Origin of the sequence: Clostridium sp. AF19-22AC (assembly GCF_003479085.1) — a bacterium.
Classification (GTDB): domain Bacteria; phylum Bacillota; class Clostridia; order Lachnospirales; family Lachnospiraceae; genus Faecalicatena_A; species Faecalicatena_A orotica.
Genome location: NZ_QUGN01000021.1, coordinates 90,471 through 107,495 on the forward strand (window position 1 = coordinate 90,471; position 17,025 = coordinate 107,495).

At 45.7% G+C, this 17,025-nt stretch carries 18 protein-coding genes; 1 reads left to right on the forward strand and 17 read right to left on the reverse strand.

From position 1 onward, the window contains the following. Nucleotides 1–7 precede the first annotated feature (7 nt). The 5 genes from DWX43_RS20345 to DWX43_RS20365 are packed head-to-tail and all read right to left on the reverse strand — an operon-like array spanning nt 8 to nt 4,625. Entirely contained in the window at nt 8–1,516 is a 1,509-nt protein-coding gene (locus DWX43_RS20345) for an AMP-binding protein (RefSeq protein WP_118621637.1), read from the reverse strand. Nucleotides 1,517–1,533: 17 nt separating this feature from the next. Next, entirely contained in the window at nt 1,534–1,761 is a 228-nt protein-coding gene (locus DWX43_RS20350) for an acyl carrier protein (protein WP_118621638.1), read from the reverse strand. 59 nt (nt 1,762–1,820) lie between these two features. Continuing rightward, nucleotides 1,821–3,221, reverse strand: coding sequence for a condensation domain-containing protein (locus DWX43_RS20355; protein WP_118621639.1), 1,401 nt, complete (start codon nt 3,219–3,221; stop codon nt 1,821–1,823). Continuing rightward, nucleotides 3,218–4,165 (reverse strand): alpha/beta hydrolase, encoded by a 948-nt coding sequence (locus DWX43_RS20360; protein ID WP_118621640.1) that lies wholly within the window; start codon nt 4,163–4,165, stop codon nt 3,218–3,220. The genes DWX43_RS20355 and DWX43_RS20360 overlap by 4 nt, the downstream gene beginning before the upstream one ends. Before the next feature lie 28 nt (nt 4,166–4,193). Next, nucleotides 4,194–4,625, reverse strand: a complete 432-nt coding sequence (locus DWX43_RS20365) for an SCP2 sterol-binding domain-containing protein (RefSeq protein WP_109732570.1) — start codon at nt 4,623–4,625, stop codon at nt 4,194–4,196. Between the two features lie 146 nt (nt 4,626–4,771). Here DWX43_RS20365 and DWX43_RS20370 point away from each other — a divergent pair, with 146 nt between their 5' ends. After that, the gene (locus DWX43_RS20370) at nt 4,772–5,422 is read left to right on the forward strand and encodes a TetR/AcrR family transcriptional regulator (RefSeq protein WP_109732571.1); all 651 of its coding nucleotides are present in this window, start codon (nt 4,772–4,774) and stop codon (nt 5,420–5,422) included. 22 nt (nt 5,423–5,444) lie between these two features. On the opposite strand, the gene pcp is transcribed toward DWX43_RS20370, so the two are convergent. The 12 genes from pcp to DWX43_RS20430 all read right to left on the reverse strand — a co-directional run. Continuing rightward, nucleotides 5,445–6,089, reverse strand: a complete 645-nt coding sequence (gene pcp, locus DWX43_RS20375) for a pyroglutamyl-peptidase I (RefSeq protein WP_118621641.1) — start codon at nt 6,087–6,089, stop codon at nt 5,445–5,447. A gap of 75 nt (nt 6,090–6,164) precedes the next feature. Then, entirely contained in the window at nt 6,165–7,175 is a 1,011-nt protein-coding gene (locus tag DWX43_RS20380) for a peptidase (protein WP_243099409.1), read from the reverse strand. A 13-nt stretch (nt 7,176–7,188) separates the two neighbouring features. Beyond that, a complete protein-coding gene (locus DWX43_RS20385) occupies nt 7,189–8,136 on the reverse strand; it encodes a DUF979 domain-containing protein (RefSeq protein WP_118621642.1) in 948 nt (315 codons plus the stop codon). A 53-nt stretch (nt 8,137–8,189) separates the two neighbouring features. After that, nucleotides 8,190–8,879 carry a DUF969 family protein gene (locus tag DWX43_RS20390; protein ID WP_118621643.1) on the reverse strand — a complete coding sequence of 230 codons (690 nt, stop codon included), beginning with the start codon at nt 8,877–8,879 and terminating at the stop codon, nt 8,190–8,192. Between the two features lie 168 nt (nt 8,880–9,047). After that, nucleotides 9,048–10,802, reverse strand: coding sequence for a dihydroxyacetone kinase subunit DhaK (dhaK, locus tag DWX43_RS20395; protein ID WP_118621644.1), 1,755 nt, complete (start codon nt 10,800–10,802; stop codon nt 9,048–9,050). Nucleotides 10,803–10,842: 40 nt separating this feature from the next. Then, on the reverse strand, nt 10,843–11,319 hold the full coding sequence (rpiB, locus tag DWX43_RS20400; protein WP_109732576.1) for a ribose 5-phosphate isomerase B: 477 nt from the start codon (nt 11,317–11,319) through the stop codon (nt 10,843–10,845). Between the two features lie 25 nt (nt 11,320–11,344). Beyond that, on the reverse strand, nt 11,345–11,989 hold the full coding sequence (gene dhaL, locus DWX43_RS20405) for a dihydroxyacetone kinase subunit DhaL (RefSeq protein ID WP_118621645.1): 645 nt from the start codon (nt 11,987–11,989) through the stop codon (nt 11,345–11,347). Nucleotides 11,990–11,998: 9 nt separating this feature from the next. Beyond that, on the reverse strand, nt 11,999–12,994 hold the full coding sequence (locus DWX43_RS20410; protein ID WP_109732578.1) for a dihydroxyacetone kinase subunit DhaK: 996 nt from the start codon (nt 12,992–12,994) through the stop codon (nt 11,999–12,001). A gap of 24 nt (nt 12,995–13,018) precedes the next feature. Continuing rightward, nucleotides 13,019–13,891 carry a class II fructose-bisphosphate aldolase gene (locus tag DWX43_RS20415; protein ID WP_109732579.1) on the reverse strand — a complete coding sequence of 291 codons (873 nt, stop codon included), beginning with the start codon at nt 13,889–13,891 and terminating at the stop codon, nt 13,019–13,021. Nucleotides 13,892–13,908: 17 nt separating this feature from the next. Next, nucleotides 13,909–14,880, reverse strand: coding sequence for an ABC transporter permease (locus tag DWX43_RS20420; RefSeq protein WP_118621646.1), 972 nt, complete (start codon nt 14,878–14,880; stop codon nt 13,909–13,911). A gap of 15 nt (nt 14,881–14,895) precedes the next feature. After that, a complete protein-coding gene (locus tag DWX43_RS20425) occupies nt 14,896–16,410 on the reverse strand; it encodes a sugar ABC transporter ATP-binding protein (RefSeq protein WP_118621647.1) in 1,515 nt (504 codons plus the stop codon). Between the two features lie 106 nt (nt 16,411–16,516). Further along, the coding region (locus DWX43_RS20430) for a substrate-binding domain-containing protein (protein ID WP_147356320.1) at nt 16,517–17,025 on the reverse strand (509 nt) is incomplete at its 5' end.

Genomic DNA, 17,025 nt, shown 5'->3' on the forward strand with positions numbered 1-17,025 from the left:
ATATTTTTTATTGTCTTTTGATCTTCTTGGAAGGTGTTTTTTCAAACTCTACTTCTCTTATTGTCAGCCCGTGTATCTTTTTATAAGGGGGAAGCCCTCTGTTGTAATCGTCAATGACCTCCTGCAGGCGGGTGGGAACATCCTTGATTCTCTTCTTCTGCGCGTACTCCATGTCCGGATATATCTCTGCTTCTATGACAGATTCTTTCTCCCTGACGATAATCTCTTGTACAAGAGGGTCTTTTCCAATCTCATTCTCGAGCTCTTCCGGTGATACATTTTCCCCGTTTTTCAAAATAATCAGGTTCTTCTTCCGTCCCGTTATGTAGACAAAGCTGTCCTCATCAATGTATCCCAGATCACCCGTCCTGAGCCATCCGTCCGTCAGTGCCTCTTCTGTTTCTTCGGGCATTTTATAATATCCGAGCATGACACTTGAACCCCGCACCCAGATTTCACCGTCTACGGTCTTTGCTTCACAGTTAGGAAGGAGTTTACCAACCGAACCGGTTCTGGAGTCCCATGCCAGATTTGTGCTGATAACCGGTGAACATTCTGTCATACCGTATCCCTGAAGTACCGTGATGCCATATTCTGCAAATGCCTTAACCATCTCCGGCGGCAGGTATGCCCCACCGCTGCAGATTGTTTTCAGGTTTCCGCCGAAAGCAGCCTTTGCGACCATTTTCTTTGGCAGGATACCTGTTGATTCTTTCAGTTTTTTATAGACTGATTCTATTACCATAGGCACAAGCAGTACGATCTCCGGCTTGAAAAGCTTCATGTTTTTCGATACATGCATAATAGAATCGTTGATACAGATCACAAGGCCAATATAAATTCCTTTCAGGATATCCATTGTAAAGCAGTATGCGTGGTGAATCGGAAGGAGCGTCATCGATACTGTACCGGCAGGGATCTTCATATCCAGACATACTGCATTATCCGTCAGATTCCTATGACTTAACATAACGCCCTTGCTCTTCCCCGTCGTACCGGAAGTAAACAGAATGGCACACATTTTTTCTGGATCCAGTTCACATTCAAAACTTCCTTCATGCACATCCAGCAGTTGGTGGAGAGAAAGAATACCCTCTTTGCTTTCCTCTGCCTGCATGGAAATCATGTATTTCACCCCGGGGCATGCCTCCTTTGCCTTTGCGGCCACATCTTTGCGCAGACTGTCAAAAACGAGGGCACTTATGTCCGCCCGGTTCAAAAGCTCACAGACATCCTCCGCTTTCAGCTGCGCATCCAGCGGGACAATGACACTTCCACTATTTGCCGTACCGAAATAACTTATGATCCACTCATAGGTAGTGGGCCCGATCACAGCCACATGCTTCCCCTGCATTTCCAGCGATTCAAGTACTCTGCTGAATGATTCGCTGTCCTTTTTCAAGTCCTGATAGGTCTTCGATAACACTTCCTTACGCACTTTATACCGGATTGCCGGATTTTCCCCGTAAGTATCTGCCGCATAGCGGATAATATCTTTCATTGTCTCCATCTTCATACCTTTACCTGCCCCTCTTAATCCTGCAGACTCTCAATATACCGGACAGCCTCACCTACCGTCACGATGTCTGCAACCTCACGTTCTTCCACTTCAACATCAAACGTATCTTCCAGTTCACCAACCATACTCATAAAATCATAAGAAGTGAAGCCAAGATCCTCGACAAAACGCGAATCCACGGTGATAGCATCCTTATCCACTTCAACGTATTCACAAATAATATCACGTAACTTATTAAACATATTTTAACCTCCTAGGGGTCAGACCCCTTTGCGCTCCGTTTTCAGAATATTCTCAAGTTTTAGACTGCCGATATGAGTTCCCCCACTGTGATGTCCGGGTTTTCAACGCCTTTGAAGATGATACGGCAGAGGTAGTAATAAAATTGTTGTAATTGTTTGTAATTTACTACTCCTGTCTGGTGTTCAAAGTTGAAGTTCATTCCGTTGTCCTCCGCCCGGTGCATCACGGTCAGGTAAAGGGCATGTGCTGCGGCACCATTGCTGTACCACGCGGATTTGTACCGGATGTCCCCCAGGCGGTCCAGACCTTTGTCTTTCAGGGTCAGGGGCTGGTAAGTCAGGCTCAGCGGCTCATATGTCTGGCCGGACTCCAGTCCGTAATATTTACTGCGGTATTTATAATACTCCGTCGGGTCATAGTTAGCATGGCGGAAAAGCTGGTTCTGCCCGTCTCTTATCTTGAACAGCCCTTCCATAAAGGTATCTGACTCCTTTACAATCGTACGGAATGGAAAGCAGTGTATTCTGGTCCCGCCACATTTTTTCTCGGAGAGCGTCGCCCGTCTGGCGACTGTTGTCGTCACAGAGACGTCATCATTCCCATTTTCTTTTTGTAAATATGTACGAAGCCCCATCATCAGGAGACACACCATCGAAATATGGTGTTCTTCACAGAATTTCATCAGCCGCTTTGACGGGTCTTCCTCCAGTTCAAATGTGACGATGTTTGCATCTACGTTGTCCGAAACTGCCGTAACTGCACGCAGAGACGAATCTTTTTTGTTCTCCTGTTCTTCCAGAAGCTTTTCCGGGCCGAATACGCCGTTAAACACAGGTTCGGATGAAGAAATCATTTTCTCAAAGAATTCCGTGTCTCTCTGTTTTGACCTGCACCCTGCCTCATATGCGAGGTCTTTTTCAAGCTGTGCAATATAGGAAGACATTTCTTTCGGATAATCGATCCCCTCGTATTTCATGTTGCAGTAGATTTCTATAACATCTTTTAAAAATAGGATCAGTGACTGGGCGTCCATCGTCATATGGTCAACAAGAAGATAGATTCCCTGAAATCCGTCCGGGGTAATGATCATGACGACTCTGTTCAGAGGAGAATGGAAGCGCTCAAACGGAACGGATGTCCATTCTTTCATCTTTGCCTCCGCCGCCCAGCCTTCCCAGCCGGTGAAATCGAAGAATTCAATGTCTCGTTCCTCTCTGTCCGCAATATACTGCACGACGGTGCCGTCTTCGTCCTCTGCAAAGCGCAGCCGCATGGACTCGCATCTGGAATAGGCTTTGTAAATTGCTTCTTTCAGTGCACCAAAATCCAGGCTCTGCTGGATCGTCAGGCTGGTACCGATGTTCAGCACTTGCTTTTTCGGGCAGTATTTCTGGTAAAAAAAATGCAGTTTCTGTGCAGCGGTTAACGGGTATGTTTCTTTTCCATCAATAATTTTCATGATTCCATCCCTCTTTTCTCTAAAAAGGCCGTCAAAGTTTCCTCATATTTCTCCTGATCTTTATAAAAGGATTCGCAGTGTCCTGCCCCTTTGATGATCAGTATTTCTTTCTCTGAAGCACAGGCATCATAAATTTCCCGGCACATCCGGCACGGGACAAATGTGTCCGCATCCCCGTGAATAAACAGGATCGGCACTTTTGCCTTCTTCACTTCCTCTTTCGCACTGCATTCCCGCAGGCTGTAGCCTGCACGGCTGATTGTCATTTGGTCGGAAATATTCAGGACTGGAAATGCGGGAAGGTGGTACTGCGTCTTAAGCACATGGGAAAACACCTCCCAGGCGTTTGTAAAAGCGCAGTCAGAAATAATTCCCTTCACCTCACGCGGCAGCTTAATCCCGCTTGCCATCAGTACGGTGGAGCCTCCCATCGACATGCCGTGAAGCCATATTTCGCAGCCCCCGCCAAGCAGTTCCACCACGTATTCTGCCCATTTTGCCGCATCTTTCCTGTCCAGACATCCAAAACCGATATATGTACCTTCACTTTCGCCGTGTGCCCTCTCGTCTACGAGCAGCATTCGGTATCCTCTTTTGAGGTAGTAATTTGAAAGACCGATATAATCGCTCATTCCTTTGCTTGTGTAACCGTGGAACCCTAGGATGATCTTATTTCCACCTTCTCCCGGGAAATAAGTCCCATGCAGCTTCAGTCCATCTGACGAGCGTATCCATACATCCTCATGTGGCTGTGACAGCATCCATGCCTTCCACTCTTTCATCCGCGGCATGTACTGTTCCCAGTCCGTTCCCGCCATATCTATCGTGCGTTCTGTTTTGGCATTCTGCGTGAGCATGGTGCGCCTGAAAAAATAAGATGCAATACCATATTCAGCGAAAGCCGCTGCTGTCCCGATTCCAAGTAATGTCTTTAAGCCCTTCATAGTCGGTCCCTCCCGGAATATCCCTGTCCTATTTACCTGCTGCCGCTGCTTTCTTCTTATCCACAGCCTTTCTCACCGTATTTTTTACCGATGCAGCCTTCTGGACCGCAGCCTTCTTCACACCGGATGTCTGTGACGCCCCCTTCGTAAAGTCCTGAAGCTTCAGCGCTTTCTCAAAGTCTCCTTCCACCTTCAGCTTCCCCTTAGTAAACGCATCCACTGCATCTAATTTACCCGCTGAAATTTCCAGAAGCGTTTCCGCCGTTGTTGTAAAAAGCACATCCCTGTCATAGTACTCATATGGTTCAATGCTCAGCTTTCCGTCAGCTATCTCTGCATAAAAAGCTCCCTGCGCCTCACCCTCGATATTAAACTGATATGCAATATGCTCTTTGATCCGGCTCACATCTGCCTTCATAAACTGTTCCTTTATCTCTGCCACAAGCTCATCATATTTCATTTTCTCATTTCCTCCTCGAATTTCGACATTTTTCGACCAGTGGTCGAATCAGTATCTTCACTCAAAATAACACTTTTTCGACCATCAGTCAAGTTTACATTTTCCAGATTACATGATACAATCTAAAAAAATCGGAGATGAAAATTATGCATAATAATCAAAAAAAAGACCTGATTTTAGATGCTATGCAAGAATTAATGAACAAATCAAACGCACAGACTATATCAGTAAGCGATATTGCCAAAAAAGCCGGGATCGGGAAAGGAAGTATTTACTATTATTTCAAATCCAAAGAAGAAATTCTGGAAGGTGTCATTGAACGCTCCTACTCAGACGCCCTGAAAAAGGCAGAAGAACTGGTGAAAAATCCGGAATTGAAAGCACTGGACAAGCTCGAGATCGTATTCAGGACCTGCCGTGACTCCTCACTGGAGCTTTTAAGACAGGAGGCCGGCGATTTTTTTGAGATACAGCAGAGCGCACTGCTCCACCAACAGTACATACAAATCATGATCAGGAACCTGAGGCCGGTTCTGGCAGATATCATACGTCAGGGAAATGCAGAAGGGACAATGTTTTGCAAATCACCCGAAGAGGCTGCCGAGATTGCACTAATCGTGCTGCTTATCAAGATGGACAGCCGGCTCAATTCCCAAAGCCGGGAACAGGTCCAAAAGACGCTGGATGTATTCTCCTATATGCTGGAGACCAGCTTCGGAATCGAAAAGGGAAGGCTGGATTACCTGTGGGAAGGATTTAGCAGCCATAATCCGGACAAGTCACAGGCAGTGTCTTAGAGGGGGCCTGTAAAAGGCCCCCTTAGTGTGTCTCCCCCATTGCCACACTCACGTCCTCATCACATTCCACCACCGCCTCCACGGCAAATTCCAGCGCATCCGCAATCATCCGGACAGACATGCTCGGCGTGCCGTCAGGAAGGTTAACCACCTGCTCCGGCAGATAAGGTACATGGATAAAACCACCTTTCAGATTCGGAAAAGTCCGGTCGATCATATAGAGCAGCCTGTACATCACATCGTTGCAGACAAAGGTACCCGCCGTGTAAGAGATTTTTGCCGGTATACGGTGTTCCCGTATCTTCTGCACCATTGCTTTCACCGGGAGCTTTGCAAAATAAGCATTCTCCCCGTCTGCACAAACCGGCCTGTCAAGCGGCTTTTTCCCCTCATTATCCGGAATCCTCGCCTCCATCAGATTAATAGCCACCTTTTCTATCGTAACCGCCGACCGGCCTCCGGCCTGTCCCACACAGATCACCGCATCCGGCCTGTGTTTAACGATCCCTTTTTCCAGAATCTTTCCTTCTTTCTCAAAAACCGTCGGTATTTCCATCTTTACAATATCTGCACCTTTGATTTTGTCCGGAAGCAGCTTTACCGCCTCATAGGCTGGATTAATATCCTCTCCCCCAAATGGATCAAATCCCGTTATTAATATCTTCATCTTGTTCCTCCTTTAACTGAAATCCTGTTCATAGTCCTCATATTTGCACGCATTCAAAACCATAACCGCTGCATGTCAAAAAAATACCGGCTCCGGTATGATAATCTTCCCCCGCTCCATTATCTTCCTGTTGTCCGCATAAATATCCGGCCGCTTCGCCACAATATCAAAGTGCCCGTTTGCCTCATGTACACCTCCAAGGGCAATGTTTCTTCCAACCCCGATATGAAACGTCCCATAAGCAGACTCATCCTCAATATAGGAATCCCCCCGGCATTTTGCGTAAGAATTTAAACCAATCCCAAGCTCCGACGCGGCATAGATTCCCGGATCATGAAAATCGTCCATATATTCCTTCAGCTTTCTTCCCACCGCAGTCCTCTCAATTTCCCGGATATATCCATCTTCCAGCCTGATACGGAACGGTTCGTCCACCCTTCCTATATATCCAAGCGAACCGTCTGGTATCAGTATCCCTTTCGTTTTCGTTTCCTCAATCGGGACATATACCTCGATACTGGCCGATGAAAATCCCTTTCCGTCCCTGACGACACCGTTAAAAAATCCTGCCGGGCGGTTTCTTTTATACATAGTAAGGTCCGTTCCCAGCCTTGTCGTGACATGGACCACGGAAGAGGAATTTAGATATTTCATGATGATCCCTGCCATCATTTTACTCTTTTTTGTATCCATCATCATAAACTGAAAAGCCAGCATCGATTTTCCATTATTTGTAGAAAGCGGAAGTGATAAAAACTTGCCGCCCCTTTGTATTGCTCTTTTGGCCGCTTTTGTCGTGACCAGTGAGTAGTCGGTTGCTCCTAAGACTGCCTGATAGCCGTCAAACACATCTTCGTGGCTGTCAAAAAAGACGCCCACATGTTTCCCGCGCTTTTCAACAACCATCAGGTCCACCGCCTTTGACCGCCTGTGGGCACATTTCCGCAGAATCTCTGCCTCTGCGATATGGTTTTCACTCGTAACTATCAAAAGTTTCTCCCAGGGCTTCAATCTGAGCCAGTCCCTGACCACGATCATGGCTCCGCGCTCCGTTTTACTGTGTTCTGCCTTCCTGTGTTCTCTCATCTGTACACCGCCATTATTTCAATAAAATCATGTAAACGATCTGAAATATAAAAATCAGCGCTGCCGGGACTAGCTGGTTTTTGATTACGCCAAAGCGGTCTTTCATATCGAGCATGGCCACCGGAACAATGTTAAAATTGGCCGCCATCGGTGTGCAAAGTGTCCCGCAGAATCCGCACGTCAATGCCAGCATTCCGATTACAGCCGGATCGGCCCCGTAACTCAGAACAAAAGGCGCCCCGATTCCGACAGTCATAACGGTGATTGCCGCAAATGCATTTCCCATAATCATCGTAAACAGCGCCATTCCAATGGCAAATATGACAATCCCCAGATTCACATTTCCTTTGGGAACCACTCTTTCCACAAGACCTGCAATGACCTGCCCTACACCCGCTTCTGTAAAAACCGCTCCCAGACTCGCAAGCAGCATCGGGAGCATGCTTAAAGGGCCTACCGTTGACAGCAGGCGCTCGGAATCTCTCAGAAACACGGCCGGTTTATTATCTCTGGATAAAAACATCAGGATGATCATCGAAGCAACAATTCCGGCGCCCACCCCCACGATTGCCCCCAGATCGGGAAGGAACACGGCAAAAATAATGGCTGAAATCCCAATGGCAAGGGCTGGTGCAAAAATTTTCATACCGATTTTCTCCGACATTTGATTCACGTATTCTTCCGGCAAAACTTCTGACTTTCCAATCTTCACTTTCTTTAGAATCGCAGGTATCGTCATTAATATGATCAGCCCTCCGTTGATCACGGACGGAATCCACCGCCCGAAAGCAAGGACGATTCCGAGAACACACCAGAAAAATCCCGTCCCGAATCTGGACGGATTCTCCTTGTCCACCGCATTTTTGACACCTGTGTACAGCGCAGTTAATCCCATAGCTATATAAATCACTTCAAGAAGCTTCGCCCCTAACGTAATATCAGGACTGGTAAAATAGGCCATAAGGCGCCTCCTTTTTTATAACCACTTTTGTAGCCGTCCAGAATCATGAACAGTTACCTCTTTTCTTTTTTGCGGCCATAGTACTTTCTATATAGTTTTCTGTCTTTCAGGAAATAATATACAGTTCCCACTGCAATCGCAAAAATTCCTACCGGGATTTCCACTTTGGCCAGCTCAATCAGTTCCACCTTATACCCAAGTGTTTCCATTGTAGACTGCACAAGAAGTGCTCCCGATCCGCCGACAAATAAAACCTGGCAGAAGAACCACGCAATATTCTCCATTCCCGAAGACATACCCTTAAGCTGTTCCACATGCTCCTCATCCGGCTTCTGTCCCCCCGCTTCTACAGCCCCTGTGGCCATCGGCATGACGATCGGTCTTACAAAACCTGCCACACCGCCAAAACTGACATTAAACGCCGCAAAGATCCCGCGCATGATCCCATATGCACCGATCACTGCACCGGCAGAAGCATTTTTTATCTTTCCAATTAAACCTGCGGCCGCGTGCTTCAATCCGTTTCGTTCCAGAGTGCCCGTAACAAGCATGATCAGAATAAAAATCGCCATATTGCGATTGGAAATAAAGCTCGATCCCAGCGTCTCCAAAAGCCCCATACCCCCAAGATTTCCGACGGCTGCCGTGACAATTGCAGCAATCAGAATAATCAGGATGGAGTCCAGTTTTAAGGCAAAACCTATAATAACAATTAAAATACCTGACAACTTTATCAGTTCCATTTTCATTTCCTCCTTGTGGTATGTAACGCATATATTCTTTCTCATTTGGGAGGATTTTACTCGGAATTGCCTGCTTTTTATTTTATAGGGCATACTTTCCTCGTATAAAATAAAAAGCCAAAGGGTGTATCAAATAAACACCCTTTGACTCAATTATGTTAGTTATTCTTATTCAAAAATCAGACCCGCTGTAACTTCTTTAAAAATAACACCCAGAGCGTGTGCTCCTGCGTCGGGGTATCCAAGGCTTCTTTCACCGACTGTGCCGGCTCTCCCCATGCGTGCAACAATCTCTTTTGTCTTTTCGGCTCCATCCGCCGCTGCCCCGGCTCCCTTTTCCAGAGCCCCTTTCATCGTCATCTTTTCCTCTGCACTCTGAGTCAGGATATCTGCACACGGTACAAGAGCATCAATCAAAGTCTTGTCGCCTACAACAGCACCGCGGCCAAAAGAACGTTCTCCCGTTTTTTGTATTCCTGTAACCGCCGCCTGCATCATACCGGAAAAGTCTTTCAAATCAAGCTGCGTCTTATCTCCCGCCTCAATTCCGGCTGCACGAAACGCAGCTCCCCATATCGGTCCGGAAGCACCACCGCAGTATTCCATAATCACGATAGCGCATGCCTTCAGAAATTCACCGATTGTCCGGCTTTCCTCTGCAAGTATTTCCTCCCATTCATTCATCAATTCCAGAAAACCTTTTGCAACACTCATTCCAAAGTCTCCATCTCCTGCATAGGAATCCAGCTCACAAAATGCAACTTCGTTCTTTAGTATACATTGGCCCATAGCCGCAACCATATACTGCAGGTTCTCAAGGCTTATTATATTGTTCTTTATTACTTTTGCCGACTCCTCTGCTTTAAATTCCTGCGGTGTATGTTTCTTTTCTCTCATCCGCTCCGGCTGATACATAACCGGTGTAACAGGCCCGTCTACCCTGAAGCCCGGAGCATCTGACGGCATATCCAGATAGTGTTTTAATGTGTCATCCAGTTTCATCAGGCTGACTGAAGCCCCCTGCATGTCAATGCTTGTCATATAGTTTCCTGCAAAACATCTGTAGACTTTTATTCCTCTGGAGTTTAAGTATTTTATCACGGAATTAGTAAAAACATACAGCTCCTGCATAGGGGTACCGCCAAATCCATTGATTAAAAGTACCGTCTCTTCCTCTTTTGAAATTTTAAGGTTCTTTAACAAATCTTCTGCCATTTTTTCAGCCATTTCGTCTGCCGGGACTATTTTCGTTCTGCTTATTCCGGGCTCGCCATGTATCCCAACACCATATTCCATCTCTTCTGTTCCTATATTGAAGGTTGGAGTCCCTTTCGCCGGTACGGTACAGGAAGTATAGGCAAACCCGATACTCTTTACCGAGTCTGCTGCATGCTGCGCCACATTCTTTACCCCTTCCAGGTCAAGTCCGCTTTCCGCAGCAGCCCCTGCGATCTTATGTACAAGAACAGTTCCCGCTACGCCTCGTCTTCCGACCGTATACAAGCTGTCCTGAACCGCAATATCATCCTCTACTTTAATATATTCACACTTTATACCATCTTCCCCTGCCAGAGCTGCACCATTTTTAAAATTCATTACGTCTCCGCTGTAATTTTTAATAATCAGCAGTGTCCCTTTATCTGACTGGGTTTCCCTGATCGCCTGATATACCTGGATCTGAGAGGGTGATGCAAAAACATCCCCGCACACGGCGGCATCCAGCATCCCCGTTCCGACATACCCGGCATGGGCAGGTTCGTGTCCGCTTCCGCCGCCGCTTATAAGGCTCACCTTGTTACGATCCAGCTTCTTCTTCCTGATAATCTTATATTTCTGTAAAAAAATAACATCTGGATTCGTAAAGGAGATACCATCGCACATCTCATTTACAATTGTCTCCGGACGATTTATTAACTTTTTCACTTTTTTGCCGCCTCCTTTTATCAATCCAAAAACACTTTACTTAGCTGTTATCTGCCTGTTCAGAAAGATTTTTATAATATTGTGTCTCAATTTCCTGAATACGTTCCACCTTCTTAACAGACCCTCCGCCCGCAAAATCACAATTGATCCAGATGTCAACCAGATAGCCTGCAAGTTCTTCTCCAATTACTCTGGCGCCCATGCATAATATCTGTGCATCATTACTCTTTCTCGAACGTTCTGCGGAATATGGGTCATGGCAGACTGCAGCGCGTATTCCTGGCACCTTATTTGCGGTAATTGCCATACCAATCCCGGTACCGCATATCAGGATGCCTCGTTCAAACATACCTTTGGCAACTGCATTTGCCACACTCTGCGCCACATCGGGATATAGAACCGTCTCACCTTCTCCGGAACCAAAATCCTGATACTCGATCCCCCGTTCCTCAAGCTGTGCCATAATTTTTCTTTTCAGGCTGTATGCAGCTTCGTCACAGCCAATTGCAATCTTCATAATCGTTTTCCTTCTTCCTGTTCCTTCAGCTTTCTAGCAGCCTCATCATTGCCTCTGCCATTGCCTGAAGTATAATGAAACAAGACACTGCCCCTGCATCCAGTACTCCTCTCGATCTTTCCCCGAGCCGGCTGGAACGTCCAAACCTGGCAGTCATATCTTTTGTAGCATCCTTTCCTTCCTCGGCCGCCAGTTCCATCAGTTCCAGTGCTTCACCAAAAGAGGTCTGCTTCCCGGCCGAATCCCGTAAACTACACACTGCCGGTGAAAGCGTATCGATCAGGGTCTTGTCCCCCGGCTGCGCTTCTACGATTTCCTTCAGACCGTCAAGTCCGGCCTCCAGCATATTTCGGAAATCATTAAGTGTTATTTTATCTAAGGCTTCTGCCTGTTCTCCCATTTCCATAAAAATAGTTCCATATATTGGCCCCATAGAGCCGCCTATCTCATTCAGCAGAACCATTCCAAGTTCATTCAGTCCGTCTGAAAAAGAAATTTCGTCTTCATGCAAACCTGATGCAAACAGTGAAAATCCTTTATTCATATTGGCCCCATGATCACCGTCTCCGATCAGCCCGTCTATTTCTCCCAGATATGTCTTATTTTCCTGTATTGCCCTGACCATCGCCATCAGAATTGGCCAGCCATTTTTGTTTCTGATATACTCCATACCGCCACCTCAGAATTGTTTTAACCCAACGCTTTCAGCCGGATAATCTAACAGCTGTTTGAGTTCATCGTCAAGCTTCATTACCGATAATGTCGCCCCCGTCATTTCAAGGGAAGTAAAGTAATTACCAACATAAGATTTATATATCCGGATTCCTTTTTGTTGTAATTCCTTTACAATCTCATCATATAGAATATAGAGCTCCATGACCGGAGTTGCTCCCAGTCCTGATACCAGTACTGCTACCTCATCTCCGGCCGTAAAGGGATAATCAGGAAGTATAATATCTGTCATCCTCTTTGCCATCTGAGCCGCATCCTCCAATGGCAGTACTTCAATTCCCGGCTCTCCGTGATGACCAATCCCGACCTCCATCGTCCCTTCCTCAATCTTAAAATTTGGATGACCTACAGATGGGAGTGTACAAGGGGACAGCCCGATTCCAATGCTGCGGGTCCGCCCGACTGCCTTTTCTGCAGCCTGTACAACATCATCCAGATTTCCTCCCTGGGCTGCTTTTGCACCGCCAATCTTCCACATAAAGATCTCTCCCGCCACTCCCCTGCGTTTTTCTTTCTGATCTTTTGGTGCTGAAGCAACATCATCATTTGCAACGACTGTTCTGACTTCTATTCCCAGCTTTTTTGCCATTTTAACAGCCATCTTCACATTCATGTTATCTCCGGAATAATTTCCGTACAGACAGGCAACGCCTTTCCCCCTGTCAGCTTCCTCAAATGCATTTAAAAATGCCGGGGCTGTGGGTGAAGAAAATATTTCTCCGACTGCGGCCGCATCACAAAGATTTCTTCCTACATAACCAATAAATGCTGGTTTATGTCCGCTCCCCCCGCCTGTTACGACACCGACCTTGTCCGGCTCCATATGTACAGATTTTACGACCCTGGAATGGCTTCCGCCCGCAACAATCTCTTTATGTGCCTTCAGGAAACCACTCAGCATATCCTCAACCATAGTATCCGTATTTTTTATGATCCTCTGCATGACCCCACCTGCTTTCCTGATTTCCTACCATGTTCTGGAAGAAAAATCATAGCCATTTCCAAATAATTCAATAGACTCCTTTACAGCATTTTTCATAGCATCTTTTGCAATATCCAGAAGCTCATGGAAAAACATCGGTTCCTCGCTCCTTGACATCGCGTCCTGCAGAGCCGGCTGTGCTGAGGTGGATAATTTTGTATATGCATTAATCTTGCGTATACCATATGGGATCGACTGTTTTATCTGCTCTGTCTCGACCCCGGAAGAACCATGCATGACAAGGGCACAGTCTGTTGCATCCTTTAGTTCCTGAAGCAGTTTGAAGTCCAGCATCGGCTGCATGATCTTCATATTATGTACCGTTCCGAATGATATTGTCATGGCATCTGCATGTGTAGCCTCCACAAATTCCTTCAATTCATCCGGGTTTGAGAAATATTCCCGGATATCCAGATCCGGTTGTTCGGCAAGATCGTAAACAGACGGCATCTTCCCACACATTGCCTCCACTGATATATCCACACTATGGCAGAAATCCACACATTTCCTGACCATTTCCACATTCTCTTCGAACGGGAGCATAGAAAAATCTGCCATTACAGATGTATACCCCGACCTGACGGCCTTCATAATGTACTGGATACTCTGTCCGTGGTCTAAATGCAGACACACCGGAACTTTTGCCCTTCTTGCCATGTCCGCCATGATTGGTCCGTATATCTCTATGTCTCCATACTGCTTCCAGCATTCTACCTGTCCCACCATGACAGGAGCATTCATTTCTTCGGCCGCTTCTATTACAGCCTCGGCAAACGGCATTGTCGGGGCAGTAAACATACCTACTGCATAATTATTTTTTTCAGCATCTGCCATTAACGTACTCATATTTACCAACATTTACTTATCCTCCCGTTCTAATTTTCTTTTGATTTTCTTATCACATCAATGATGACTGCAAGGAGTATGATGATGCCTTTGCAGACATACTGCCAGAATGAATTTACTCCCATCAGATTCAGTCCATTCTGGAGGACACCTATAATCAAGATACCAAGGACCGTTCCGCCTACAGTTCCTACGCCGCCCGACATGCTTGTGCCCCCGATGACTACCGCGGAAATCGCATCCAGTTCAAATCCGTTGCCGAGCATCGCGGCTGCAGATCCCAGACGTGCCGTCCACAGGATTCCGCAAAAAGCGCATGCTATGCCGCTAAATACATAGGGAAGCGCATTAAACAGCTTTACATTAATCCCTGAATATTCGGCAGCCTGACGGTTACCGCCTATAGCATAGATGTAATATCCAAATTTCGTCTTATTCAGCAGCAGCCACGTAATCAGCAAAAATATAACCGCATAAATGATAATGACCGAAACCCCGCCAATGTTTGTCATCGCAATATTAGAAAAAGCATCGTTTCTTACTCTGATCGAGATACCTCCCGAAATTACCTGTGTCAGGCCTCTTCCGATACATTGTGTAGCCAGAGTTGCAATAAATGCCGGAACTTTAAAATAGGCAATACTCACACCATTTATAATTCCGATCACTACACCTACCAGAAGACTCACTAAAACAGCAACGCCGACCGGCATTCCAAAATCTGTAATCAGTGATGCCGAAACAACTCCCGCCAGCCCCACTGTAGAACCAACAGAAATATCAATTTCACCTAGAAGAATAGCCATCAGCATGGCACAGCTTATAATGGCATTTACAGAATTTGATTTAAGCAGATTCAACAGGTTCGTACCTGAAAATAATTTTGGTGCAATTACTCCTATAATAATAGACAGCGCCGCCAGTCCGATTAATGACCCCAGATTTCTTCTGAAGTAATTTGTAAAACTGTTTGATGCCACTATTTTCTTTTTTTCTTTCATCTTCTTTCCTCCTAACTAAACAGCTTCTTCTTTTTCGATTCCGGTCATGGTTGAAAATGTCATGATCTTTTCCTGCGAGAATTCTTCCGCCGATAGTTCGCCTGTAATACGTCCTTCGCACATAATATAGGTGCGGTCACACATATTTATAATTTCAGGTAAATCAGAGGACACAATGATAATTGCTGCACCATCCGCTGCCAGATCATTAATAATGGAATATATCTCAGCTTTGGAACCTACATCAATTCCTCTGGTAGGCTCATCCAGAATAATCACCTTAGGCTTTATTGCAAGCCATTTTCCGAGAACAACCTTTTGCTGGTTTCCTCCGCTTAACCGTCCTGTTTTCTGCCGGGGGGATGTAATCTTTATAGAAAACTTCTCCACATAATCGTCTACGATTTTTTTCCATTTGGATTTTCGTACACGTATTCCCTTTACCAGATCTTTTATATCAGCCAGTCCAATATTAAACTCTACATCATTCAAAAGGACCAGCCCTTCTCCCCGCCGGTCCTCCGGCACATACGCGATTCCTGCTTCCATCGCATCACGGGGCTTTCTTATCTTCACTTCAGTACCTTCAAGCAGTATCTTCCCTCCATCATGGGGGATCCCCCCGAATACAGCCTTCATCACTTCCGTACGGCCTGCTCCTACCAGTCCTGAAAACCCTATAATTTCTCCATAATGCACCTGAAAGCTAATATCACTAAACAGTTTTTTATGCTGCAGCCCCTTTACTTCTAATGCAATATCCCTGATCTCATTCTTCGTCCTCACATAATATTTATCAAGAACCCTGCCTACCATCATGTTTATCAGTTCTTCTCTTTTTGCCTCCGCAATAGGGACCGTATTAATTACTCTGCCATCCCTTAAAACCATAATCCTGTCTGATATCTGAAACAATTCATCCAGGCGATGTGATATATAGATTATGCCGACGCCTTTTTTCTTTAGCTTTTCAATGATCTGAAACAATATTTCTGTTTCACTTTCTGATAAAGATGAAGTAGGCTCATCCATTACTACAATTCTGGCATTTGCAGAAACTGCTTTAATAATTTCAACCTGCTGCTGAAGACCGAGGGACAGTTCACACACTAACGAATCCGGATCCAGATCAATCCCAAACTCATCCATTATTTTTTGAGATTCTGAAACCATTTTCTTATAATCTAAGGTACCGAGGGATGTACGTGGTTCCCTGCCCAGAAAAATGTTGGCAGCAATCGTCCTGTGCGGAACTAATACGATTTCCTGATGTATGATTCTAACACCGAATTCCTGTGCAGCAGCCGATGTGGAAATCGCTTTCTTTTCTCCATCTATGTAAATTTCACCGGAATCAGAAGAGTATATGCCGCCCAGTATCTTTATCAAGGTAGACTTGCCCGCACCATTTTCCCCCAGCAGTGACAGAATTTCACCATTATGAAGATCCAGACTAATATCAAGCAATACCTTATTGCTTCCAAATGCTTTTGATATCCCTTTCATTTGTAAAAGACAATTATTTTCCATGTATACCTCCCTGGAATGCATTCTAAATGAAAAACACAGCCAGCCTCAAACACATGAAGCATCCAAGGCTGGCCCATTACCCCCGATACGGCATCAGATATCATGCCTATGACCAATTGTCGATATCGTATTCGTCAATATTATCCTGTGTAACGCTGAATGCATCTATTTTAGTAAAGAAATCAAAGTCTTTATCAGCTTTTTTCCCATTAATCAGTTCATAACATCTTTCACCACTAATTGATCCCACTGATAATGGAGATTGTCCGGATGACTGAACCTGTTTTCCGTCTTTAATCGCCTGCTTGCCGATTGGTGCCGCATCTTTACCAAGGACTACAATCTTATCGCTCTTTCCTGCTTCTTCCACTGCCTGAATTGCGCCCTGTGCGGATGTATCATTGATACAGTAAATTACATCAATGTCATCGTGTGCCTGTAATGCATCTGTTACGGCGTCAAATGTTACGTCCGATGCACCTCCGCCTTCTACAACCTGAACCTCTTTATATTTAGACGGATCTGATGCCTTTTCTTTGATTCCGTCCCAGAATCCTTTCACATTTAAGACACATAGGCGTTTGCGAAACGCCACAAGCCGCATGAATACGGCAT